The 9,215-nt window shown below is 75.1% G+C and carries 11 protein-coding genes; 4 read left to right on the plus strand and 7 right to left on the minus strand.

From position 1 onward, the window contains the following. Positions 1 to 8: 8 nt before the first annotated feature. The 6 genes from nuoK to ETD96_RS34840 all read right to left on the minus strand — a co-directional run bounded on the left by nuoK (position 9) and on the right by ETD96_RS34840 (position 3,230). Positions 9 to 323: an NADH-quinone oxidoreductase subunit NuoK gene (nuoK, locus tag ETD96_RS34815; protein WP_138640730.1), complete on the minus strand. Its 315-nt coding sequence runs from the start codon at positions 321 to 323 to the stop codon at positions 9 to 11. Continuing rightward, positions 313 to 819 (minus strand): NADH-quinone oxidoreductase subunit J, encoded by a 507-nt coding sequence (locus ETD96_RS34820; protein WP_138640731.1) that lies wholly within the window; start codon positions 817 to 819, stop codon positions 313 to 315. The genes nuoK and ETD96_RS34820 overlap by 11 nt, the downstream gene beginning before the upstream one ends. Positions 820 to 832: 13 nt before the next feature. After that, positions 833 to 1,696 (minus strand): NADH-quinone oxidoreductase subunit H, encoded by an 864-nt coding sequence (locus tag ETD96_RS34825; protein WP_138640732.1) that lies wholly within the window; start codon positions 1,694 to 1,696, stop codon positions 833 to 835. After that, positions 1,689 to 2,519 carry a hypothetical protein gene (locus ETD96_RS34830; protein ID WP_138640733.1) on the minus strand — a complete coding sequence of 277 codons (831 nt, stop codon included), beginning with the start codon at positions 2,517 to 2,519 and terminating at the stop codon, positions 1,689 to 1,691. The genes ETD96_RS34825 and ETD96_RS34830 overlap by 8 nt, the downstream gene beginning before the upstream one ends. Beyond that, on the minus strand, positions 2,510 to 2,854 hold the full coding sequence (locus ETD96_RS34835) for an NADH-quinone oxidoreductase subunit A (RefSeq protein ID WP_138640734.1): 345 nt from the start codon (positions 2,852 to 2,854) through the stop codon (positions 2,510 to 2,512). The genes ETD96_RS34830 and ETD96_RS34835 overlap by 10 nt, the downstream gene beginning before the upstream one ends. Positions 2,855 to 2,924: 70 nt before the next feature. After that, positions 2,925 to 3,230, minus strand: a complete 306-nt coding sequence (locus ETD96_RS34840; RefSeq protein ID WP_138640735.1) for a hypothetical protein — start codon at positions 3,228 to 3,230, stop codon at positions 2,925 to 2,927. A gap of 111 nt (positions 3,231 to 3,341) precedes the next feature. Here ETD96_RS34840 and ETD96_RS34845 point away from each other — a divergent pair, with 111 nt between their 5' ends. Both ETD96_RS34845 and ETD96_RS34850 read left to right on the plus strand, forming a co-directional pair. Beyond that, positions 3,342 to 5,312, plus strand: coding sequence for a sensor histidine kinase (locus tag ETD96_RS34845; protein ID WP_171069378.1), 1,971 nt, complete (start codon positions 3,342 to 3,344; stop codon positions 5,310 to 5,312). Next, positions 5,290 to 5,925 (plus strand): response regulator transcription factor, encoded by a 636-nt coding sequence (locus ETD96_RS34850; protein WP_138640737.1) that lies wholly within the window; start codon positions 5,290 to 5,292, stop codon positions 5,923 to 5,925. Before ETD96_RS34845 ends, ETD96_RS34850 begins: the two co-directional genes overlap by 23 nt. A 13-nt stretch (positions 5,926 to 5,938) precedes the next feature. Here ETD96_RS34850 and ETD96_RS34855 read toward each other — a convergent pair whose 3' ends face one another. Beyond that, entirely contained in the window at positions 5,939 to 6,400 is a 462-nt protein-coding gene (locus ETD96_RS34855; RefSeq protein ID WP_138640738.1) for an XRE family transcriptional regulator, read from the minus strand. 178 nt (positions 6,401 to 6,578) lie between these two features. Between ETD96_RS34855 and ETD96_RS34860 the strand changes: the two genes are divergently transcribed. Together ETD96_RS34860 and ETD96_RS34865 are read left to right on the plus strand one after the other, a co-directional pair. Continuing rightward, the gene (locus ETD96_RS34860) at positions 6,579 to 7,139 is read left to right on the plus strand and encodes an ArsR/SmtB family transcription factor (protein WP_138640739.1); all 561 of its coding nucleotides are present in this window, start codon (positions 6,579 to 6,581) and stop codon (positions 7,137 to 7,139) included. Between the two features lie 113 nt (positions 7,140 to 7,252). Then, the coding region (locus ETD96_RS34865) for an MMPL family transporter (RefSeq protein WP_138640740.1) at positions 7,253 to 9,215 on the plus strand (1,963 nt) is incomplete at its 3' end.

Raw genomic sequence — 9,215 nt, forward strand, 5'->3', positions numbered from 1 at the left:
TGGGATGTTCATAAGAGCCAGCCCTTGAGGTCCCCCGCCTCATCTGTCATGTCGACGTCCCGCGCCCGGAACAGGGCGGTGACCACGGCGAAGCCCATCGCCATCTCCAGCGCCATCACCGTGATCGCGACCAGTACGAGGACCTGCCCGTCCGGCAGGCCGGGCGACACCCAGAACCAGAACCCCGCCGCCGCGACCACCACACCGTTGATCATCAGTTCGAGGCCCATCATCAGCATCACGACCGACTGCTGGGAAAGCGCCCCGAACAGCCCGACGCAGAACAGCGCGGCGGCCAGCAGCAGGAACGTCTCAAGCGTCATCGCCGTACCGCCCCCGGTGCGTCGCCAGCACCACCGCGGCGATCATGGTGGCCAGGATCGCGATCCCGATCACCATCATGACCAGCATCTTCGCCCCCATGATCGACTCGCCGAGCGCGAACGTCGGGTCGCGGGGCGGGCGGCCCGACCGCTCCGGCCACGGCACGGCGAAGATCCCGGCGGCCAGCGCGGCGAACAGCCCGGCCGAGATCCCGGCCGCGCCGCGCGCGTTGTGCATCATCGTCATCGGCATCAGCCCGGCGGGGTTCATCATGTACATGACCATGAAGACCGCCATCACCAGCATCTCCATGATCATCATGAGCACGACCAGCACGCCGAGGTAGTGCAGGTCGATCAGCAGCAGCTCCGCGCCCACGCACAGGAAGGACGCGAGCAGCGCGAACGTCGCCCGCGCCATCGAGTCGACGACGAACACCGCGACGCCGGCCGCGACCGCGAGCACGGCGAGCACCCAGAACGCGGCGTCCTCCATGAACTCCCTCCTCTCAGACGACGACGATCGCGACGACCAGCATCTGCAGCAGCACGGCGGGGATCAGCACCGTCCACGCCGCCGCCATGGCCCGGTCCATGCGCAGCACGGGCACCCGGCCGCGCGTCCACACCAGCAGGGCGAGGACGGCGCACGCCTTCACCAGCGACCACAGCCACCCGGGCAGCAGCGGGCCCGCGCCGCCGCCGAGGAACAGCGGGACGGCGGCGGCCGCCGCCACCGCGAGCAGCCCGTACCGGCCGGCCAGGAACACGAGCCGGTCGGGGCCGGACAGCTCCGCCATCGCGCCCCCGGCGAGGTCGCCGCCCAACGGATGCCCCAGCGGCCCCCAGAATGCCATCGCCAGCGCCGAGAGCAGGTAGACGACGAGCGCGACCGGCATCCAGACCGCGAACCACAGCCCGTGCTGCGCCGCCGCGATGACCCGCAGGTCCAGCGAGTGGGCGCCCAGCGCGGCGGTGATGAGCGCGAACATGTGCGGCAGCTCGTAGGCGAGGCCCTGCGCGAGGAACCGGTACCCGCCGACCAGCGCGTACGCCGAGTTGACGCCCCATCCGGCGAGCCACACCGAGGCCCAGGCCACGACCTCCATCGCGTTGAACCAGACGACGCCGACGCCCGACCCGACGGCCGCCCGGTCGCCGAACGGCACCACCAGCGCCGCGAGCGCCGCCGCCACCGGCAGCGACACCACCCCGACCGCGGTCAGCAGCCGGTCGGCGCGGTGGGTGGCGCGCCGCTGCACGGTCAGCAGCCGCACCGCCTCCTGGAACGGCGCGGCGGGACGTCCGGCGAGCGCCCCGCTCAGCGTCGCCGCCGCGACCGCCAGCGCACCGATGACGACCACCTCAACCATCGGCGAGCGTCCCCAGATCGGGGTCGAGGCTCGCCACGATCAGCCGTGCCTCGCCCAGTTCGGCCCCCTCCAGCAGCGCCGGCAGCGCGTCGAGCGCCTCCCCCGCCGGCATCGGCCGCGGCGCGTCCGCGCCTTCGATCTCCCTGAGCCACCCCTCGACCCGCTCCCGCACACCGCCGGCGCCCCGCGTCATCCACCGCAACACAAGGGAGCGCCGGATCCTGCGGGTGAACGGCGCCAACCGCTCGGACGGGACGCCGCCGGTCAGGGCCTCGTCCCGCAGCGCGGCGGCCCGTTCCGCCGCCGCGTCCCAGCCGGCGACGCGCAGGAACCGCGAGAGGCTGTCGAGGCGGGCCGCGACGCGCCGGTCGTCCGTCCAGAAGGTCGCGTCCGCCCGGTCGACGGCGATGGCGTCCGCGGCCTGGACGACGTCCCCCTGCAACGTCAGGTCGACGCGGAGCCCGGCGGGCCAGTAGGGCAGCACCGGCCCGAGCGGCACGTGCAGGACGTCCAGCCGCAGCCCGTCCCGGTCGTCGGCCCGGTCGGCCATCTCCGCACCGGACTCCAGCGGAGCGCGCTCCCCGCCCCCGGCCGGGCCGTCCAGCCCGCGCCGCCTCGGCTCCGGCATGTCCCGCCAGACGGTCTCGATGGCCTCGGCCAGCGCCGGTCCGGGACGGCCGCAGACGACGAGCGTGCCCGTCTCGGCGGGGGCGAGCGCGGGCCGCCACCGGCGCCGCCGCAGCTCGGCCTCGACGGCGAGCCGGTCCGCGGTGCCGTCCGCCGCCGCCACGACGAACGGGCGCGGGTCTCCCGTCACGCCCACCGCAGCGCCCCCTCCCGCCACGCGTAGAGGACGCCGACCAGTAGCAGGGCCAGGAACACGAACATCTCCACGACCGCCTTCACGCCCACCGACGCGACGACGAGCGCCCACGGGTACATGAAGACCATCTCCATGTCGAAGGCCAGGAAGACCATCGACACCGTGTACCAGCGCACGTGGTAGCGGGACAGGGCGTGCTCGGCCGGGCGCGCCCCCGACAGGAACGGCCCGCTCTCGAACCCGCGCGGCGCCAGCGCGAACGAGACCGCGTACACGCCCGCGACGAGCGCCAGGACGAGGCCGACCACCGAGAGGGCGACGGCGTACGGCGGCATTGCCCCTCCGGGGTATCGGTGGACCGGCTAGTCCGCCTCTACCTGATCGGAAGGGCCGCGAAACATCGCCTCACCCCGAGATGTCCACCCCCTCCGGCCGGGCCGCGCGGCGGCGGCGCAGCCGGGCACCGAGGGTGACCAGGCCGATCCCGACCCCGTAGATCGCGACGTTGACCGCCGCGTAGCTCCACGGGACGGCGTCGGGATCCTTCACGAAGGCCCGGGTGTCGCCGCCGACCCACGCCCGGGTCAGCGTCATGGTCTGGAACGTGAACGCGAACGAGTGGACGGCGACGTAGGACAGGTAGGCGGCCACCCGGTCCCGGACGAGGTAGCCCAGCGGGAGGGGCAGCAGCAGCATGAGGATGAGTTCCATGCCGCACAGCGTCGCCCGGCCGGCGCGCACCGCACATCCAGGGCAGCGCTGGAGAAAACGCACGTGGTGGCACGGATGTGCACGGGTCCGCCGGAGCTGCATGATGGCGGGATGCGCATCCGCCCCGGCCTCGCGTTGCGTCCCCGAGTGGCGCTGCCCGCGGGCGTGTTCGCGGCGGGCGCGGCGGCGCAGGCCGTGCTGTCCGCGCGGCCGGGGCAGGGCGACCCGGCTCCGGTGCTGGCGGCGACGCTCGCCGTCCTCGCGATCCCCGTGCTGTTCGGCTGCCTGGTCGGGTGGCGGGTGCCGGACGGGCAGGTGGGCGCGGCCCTCGCCTGGGTCGGTGCCGCGCCCGCCGCCGTGTTCGCGGTCGAGTTGTGGGGCGAGACCGATCTGACGTCGCGCCCCCTGCCGGGCGCGCACGCGCTCTACGCGGTGAAGCTCGGCGCGTGGGTGTGGAACCTCGCCGGGTTCGCCGCGCTGTGCCTGGTGTTCCCGTCCGGCCTGCCGCCCGGCCGGCGGTGGCGCGCGGTCGCCTGGACGGCCGCGGCGACCGGCGTCGCGGTGAACGCCGCCGTGTCCTGGACGGCCCTGTCCCTCCGGGACGGCCCGTTCGAGGTGCCCGCCACGCTGGCCGCGTTCGGGGCGCTGCTCGCCTGCCTGTGCGCGGTCGTCCTCGGCCCCGTCGCCCGCTACCGCGGGGGCGGCGAGACGACCCGCCTGCAGCTGCGCTGGCTGGTGCTGGGCGCGGGCTCGGTCCCGGTGCTGCTGGCGTGCGGCTGGGCGGCGCAGACCTGGTGGGACGCGCCGCCCGACGTCGCCTACTCCGGTTTCCTGCTGGCGATGCTCATCGCGGTGCCCGCCGCCGTCGCCGTCGCCGTGCTGCGCCACGACCTGTTCGACGTGGACCGGCTGCTCGGCTCCTCCCTCGCCTGGCTGCTCACCTCGCTGGTCTCCGCCGGGGTGTTCGCGTGCGTCGGCTACGCGGCCGGCGGGCTGCTCGGCGCGGACGGCCGGCTCGGGGTGAGCGGCGCCGCGTTCGCCGCCGCGCTGGTGCTCGTCCCGCTGCACCGGCAGGTCAACGACCGGGTCGGGCGCCTGGTGGACCGGGAGCGGTTCGTCCTGGACGCCCGGCTGCGCCGGTTCGTGCGCGAGGTGCGGGACGGGACGGCGCAGCCGGAGTCGGTCGAGGCGGTGCTCCGGGACGTCCTCGACGACCCGGGGCTGCGGCTGCTCGTGCGGCTCCCGCACGGGGCGTCCGGCGAGTACGCCGACCGGTCCGGCGCGCCGGCCGTCCCGGAGCCGGGCCGCGCGCGGGTCCCGCTGCGCACCGGCGAGGTCGAGGTCGGCGTGCTCGTCCTCGGCGCCGCGTCGGCCCGCCGGCTGCGCCGCGCCCGGCACGCGGCCGTGGAGGCGCGCCTCCCGATCGAGGTGACGCGGCTGCGGCTGGAGCTGCGGGCCGCGCTGGAGGAGGTGCGGACGAGCCGCGCCCGGCTGCTGTCGGCCTCCGCCGAGGAGCGCCGCCAGCTCGAACGCGACCTGCACGACGGCGCGCAGCAGCACATCGTCGCGGCCGGCATGCGGCTGCGCTCCCTCCAGCGCCGCCTCCCGGCCGGGACGCCGGAGCACCGGGACGTCGACGCCGTCGTGGAGACCCTCGAGTCGACCGTCGCCGAGCTGCGGCGGCTGGCGCACGGCGTCCGCCCCGCCCGGCTCGACGACGGCCTCGCCGCCGCGCTGCGCGCGCTGGTCGCGGCGAGCCCCGTCCCGGTGCGGCTGTCCGTGCCCGCGGAGCTGCGGGCCGGGGAGGTCGCGGCGACGACCGCGTACTTCGTCGTGTCCGAGGCGTACGCGAACGCGCTCAAGCACGCGGACGCCGCCTCGCTGGCGATCGAGGTCGCCGAGTGCGGCGAAGCCCTGCGCGTCGCGGTGTCCGACGACGGCGTCGGCGGCGCCCGCGGCGGGTTCACCTCCGTCCGGGACCGGGTGGCGTCCGCCGGCGGGGTGCTGACGGTGTCCAGTCCGCCCGGCGGCGGCACGGTGGTGGAGGTGAGGATCCCGCATGCGGATCGTGGTGGCCGATGACTCGGTGCTGTTCCGGGAGGGGCTCGTCCGGCTGCTGGCCGAGGCGGGGCACGACGTCGTCGCCGCCGTCGGCGACGCGGACGCGCTGGAGGCGGCGGTCGCCGCCGCCCGCCCGGACCTCGCCGTCATCGACGTGCGCATGCCGCCGACGATGACCGACGACGGCGCCCGCGCCGCCCGGAGGCTGCGCGCGGCGGTCCCGGACCTGCCGATGGTGCTGCTGTCGCAGCACGTGGAGACGCGGCACTCGGTCCCGCTGGTGGCGTCCGGCGGGTTCGGCTACCTGCTCAAGGACCGGGTGCTGCGCGTCGACGACTTCCTGGACGCGCTGGAGCGCGTCGCCGGCGGCGGGTCGGCGCTCGACCCCGAGGTCGTCGGCGCGCTGCTCTCCCCCGGCGGCCGGGGCTCCCTGGCGGCCCTGACCGGACGCGAGCACGACGTCCTGGCCCTGGTCGCCGAGGGCCACACCAACGCGGCCGTCGCCGCGCGGCTCCACCTCGCCGAGCGGACCGTCGAGACCCATATGCGGTCCGTCTTCCAGAAGCTCGGCATCGCCGACGACGGGGACCGGCACCGGCGGGTGCTGGCCGTCCTGGCGTACGTGTCGCGCTAGGTCCGGAGCGCGGCTAGGCGTTGCGGTCGCGGTCGGCCGCGGCGGCGGCGAGGATCATCTCGTCCACGACCCAGCGGGCCCGCGGGGACAGGTCGACGAGGGCGCGCAGCACCTCCGGCCGGATGACGCCCTGCTCCACGTCCCGCCGCAGCGCCTGGATCGTGAGGTCGTCGCCGATCGGCGCGGACTCGCCGGCGAAGCCGAAGTAGCCGATCGGCACGCCGAAGAACGTGGCGAGCGCGGTCAGCGTCCTCAGCTGCGGGTTCTCCTGCCGCCCGGTGCGCAGCTTCCACACGGTCGTGGACGAGATGTCCTCGCCGGTGGCGCTCGCGATGGCGGCGGCCGTCTCCACGTTGTTGCGCGGCGGCGGGGCGTCCGCCGGCCACAGGTTCCGGATCAGCCACTCGACCTTCTCGGCCAGCGACGCCCCCGGCGAGACCCCGTCCGCGTGCTCGCGCATCATGCCCCTCCCCATGTCAGTGATTTTAGTTGACCACATCAATGCTCGTCAGCCAAGGACACGCGCCGTCCCGCCGGCCGGGACCGGAGAGGGAGGCGGCGGCTCCCCCTCAGGTCGGAACCCGCTCCGCCCCGCCGGCGAACTTTGCCGAGGGCCGTTGCAAAGGGTCTTTGCAACTCCTAGCGTCGGCGGCATGAAGGAGCAACCGGCCCCCGAGGTGATCACCGACCCGGCGCAGGTGCGGCTTCTCGCGCACCCGCTGCGGCGGCGGATCGCCGAGGTGCTGCGGCGCGGCCCCGCCTCGTCCACCACCCTCGCCCGCGAGCTCGGCGAGAGCACCGGGTCGACGAGCTACCACCTGCGGCAGTTCGCCAAGCACGGGTTCGTCGAGGAGGTCCCCGAGCTGGCGCGCGGGCGGGAGCGCTGGTGGCGGGCGGTGCCCGCCGACCGGCGGCTGCCGCCCCACCGCGAGCAGTCGCCGGAGATGCGGGCGGCCGTGGCGGAGGTGACCCGGCTGGAGTTCGCGAACGAACTCGACATGCTCGACCGCTACCTGCGCGAACGCGACGGCCTCGGCCCCTGGGCGGACGCGCTGCTGTACTCGTTCGGCACCGTCACGCTGACGCCCGACCAGGTGCGCCCCTTCTTCGAGGAGTACATCGCGCTCCTCTACCGCTACAAGCGCGCCGACGACGACCCGCCGCCCGGCGCGCGCACCCTCCACGCCAGGTTCCTGGCGTTCCCGGAGGTCTAGAGCCCGGGCCGCCGAGTTGCCCCTCGCCGGCCCGGACGGGCGGAAGCCCGCATCACCACGCCGAACGGCGTGTTCCACGCAACGCGAACCCCCACCGGAAAGGAGAGCACCTCATGCTGCTCTCACGCAAACGCCGCCTCCTCACATGGGCGGTCCTGCTGACCTGGGTCGTGGTCACGATCCTCGCGACGCCCCTCGCGGGCCGCCTCTCGGACGTCGTCCAGGCGAACTCGTCGGCCGAGCTGCCGCGCGGCGCCCAGTCCACGCGGGTCGAGGAGCTCGTCTCCCGCTTCCCCGGCGGCGAACTCGCGCCGGGCGTCATCGCCTACGTCCGGCAGGCGGGCATCACCCCGGCCGACCGCGCGAAGGCCGAGGCCGACCGGACCGCCCTCGCCCCGCTCGCCGCCGGGCCGATCGGGCGGGCCGTCCCGTCCGCCGACGGCAGGGCGCTGATGCTCACCGTGCCGCTGAAGGACGACGACGCCCTCACCGACCGGGCCGAGCAGCTCCGCGACCGGGCCTTCTCCAACGCCCCGCCCGGCCTGGACGTGCGCCTGGCCGGCCCGGCGGGCGCCGCCCTCGACGTCGGCGACGCCTTCGAGAAGGTCGACAAGCCCGTCCTGATCGCCACGGTCGCGCTGGTCGCCGTCGTGCTGCTGCTCACCTACCGCAGCCCGGTCCTGTGGCTGCTGCCGATCGTGAACGCGGCGATCGCCCTCCAGGTGACCGGCGCGGTCGTCTACCTGCTCGGCAGGCACGCCGGCCTCTACGTCGCGGACGGGACGTCCACGATCCTCAACGCCCTCGTGTTCGGCGTCTCGACCGACTACGCGCTGCTCCTCCTCGCCCGCTACCGCGAGGAGCTCCGCCGCCACCCCGACCGGCACGACGCGATGCGGGCCGCCCTGCGCCGCGCCGCCGCGCCCATCGCCGCGTCCGCCGCGACGGTCTCGCTCGGCCTGCTCTGCCTGCTCGCCGCCCGCATGGGCTTCAACTACGCGCTCGGCCCGGTCGGTGCCATCGGCGTCGCCGGCGGCCTGCTGGTCGTCATGTCGCTGCTGCCCGCGCTCCTCGTGATCCTCGGCCGCTGGGTGTTCTGGCCGCGCATCCCCCGCTACGGCGACACCCCGTCCGGCCGCGGCGCCTGGGACCGCATCGGCCACCGCATCGCGGCCCGGCCCCGCCTGGTCTGGATCGGCGGCCTGGCCGTCCTCGGCGCGCTCGCCGCCGCCTGCCTCGGCATCAGCACCGGCTTGGACCGCGCCCACTTCCTCACGAGCACGCCCAACTCCACCGTCGGCGAGAGGCTGCTCGCCCAGCACTACCCCGGCGGCCAGGGCCGCCCGCTCCAGGTGGGCACCGAGAAGCCGGACACCATCACCGCCGCGCTCCGCGACGCCCCCGGCGTCGCCCGCGTGGGAACGCCGCAGACCTCCGCGGACGGCACCCTGGCCAGGTTCGAGGTCGTCCTCACCGCGCCGCCCGACAGCGCGGCGGCGAAGCGGACCGTCCGCGACCTCCGCGCGGCCGTCCCCGACGCGCTGTTCGGGGCGAGCACCGCCGCCGAGATCGACCTGGCCGACGCCCAGGCCCACGACCGCACAGTGGTGATCCCGCTCGTCCTGGCCGTCGTGCTGCTCATCCTCATCGCCCTGCTCCGCGCGCTCGTCGCGCCGATCCTGGTGGTCGCGACGGTCGTCGGGTCCTACTTCGCCGCCCTCGGCGCCTCCTGGCTGCTGTTCAGGCACGTGTTCGGCTTCCCCGCCCTCGACATCCAGGTCGCGCTCATGGGCTTCCTGTTCATGGTCGCCCTGGGCGTGGACTACAACCTGTTCCTCGTCTCCCGCGTCCGCGAGGAGACGGTGCGCGCCGGCCACCGGACCGGCGTCCTGCGCGGCCTGGGCGTCACCGGCGGCGTCATCTCCAGCGCCGGGCTCGTCCTCGCCGCCACGTTCGGCGTCCTCGCCGCCATGCCGGTCACGATGATGGTGCAGATAGGCGTCCTGGTCTCCCTCGGCGTCCTCCTGGACACCTTCTTCGTCCGCTCGGTCATCGTCCCCGCCCTGGCCCTCGACG

This window comes from Actinomadura geliboluensis (genome assembly GCF_005889745.1).
Classification (GTDB): domain Bacteria; phylum Actinomycetota; class Actinomycetes; order Streptosporangiales; family Streptosporangiaceae; genus Spirillospora; species Spirillospora geliboluensis.